This window comes from Brevundimonas sp. Root1423 (genome assembly GCF_001426805.1).
Genome location: NZ_LMFL01000084.1, coordinates 1 through 816, shown reverse-complemented (window position 1 = coordinate 816; position 816 = coordinate 1). Strand labels below are relative to the sequence as shown.

Annotated in this window: 1 protein-coding gene; it reads left to right on the top strand. The window is 64.0% G+C overall.

Annotated features, from left to right (window positions below; all coding sequences use genetic code 11):
- Positions 1-185: 185 nt before the first annotated feature.
- Positions 186-816 (top strand): aspartate-semialdehyde dehydrogenase (locus tag ASD25_RS28355; protein WP_082572647.1); only part of this gene is annotated, 631 nt, incomplete at its 3' end.

Here is an 816-nt window from a genome sequence, read left to right as displayed (position 1 = left end):
CAAACGACGGTCATAAGCGGTGCGTATGCGTGAGGGCATCGTTCTCGGGCTTAGCCGGGCCGGCTCTCGCTGAAAAGCGATTGCTTCGCGCMCGCGAAAGCCCACATAGGGCGACCGTCACAAACCAGCGCTCAAGCAGCGAGGCTCCGCGAGCCGAGCGTAGCGCGTCCGAAGGACACACCAATATGGGCTATCGCGTCGCCGTCGTAGGCGCCACCGGCAACGTCGGCCGGGAAATGCTGAACATCCTCGAGGAGCTGAACTTCCCCGTCGAGACCATGCACGCCGTCGCCTCGCGCAAGTCCAAGGGCGTCGAGGTGTCCTGGGGCGACAAGACCATCAAATGCGAGGACATCGAACTGTTCGATTTCTCGACGGTCGATCTGGTGCTGATGAGCGCCGGCGGCGACGCYTCGCGCSYSTGGTCGGAAAAGATCGGCGCGGCCGGCCCCATGGTCATCGACAAYTCGTCCGCMTTCCGCATGGACCCGGACGTGCCGCTGATCGTGCCSGARGTGAACCCSGACGCCATCAAGCTGGCGTCGAAGAAGAACATCATCGCCAACCCCAACTGCTCGACCGCCCAGCTGGTCGTGGCCCTCAAGCCCCTGCATGACGCGGCGAAGATCARRCGCGCCGTGGTCTCGACCTATCAATCGGTCTCGGGCGCSGGCAAGGCGGGCATGGACGAGCTGTGGAACCAGACCAAGGCCATCTACGGCCTGGGCGACGCGCGKCCCAAGCTGTTCCCGAAACAGATCGCCTTCAACGTCATCCCCTTCATCGGGTCCTTCCTCGACGACGGCTACACCGACG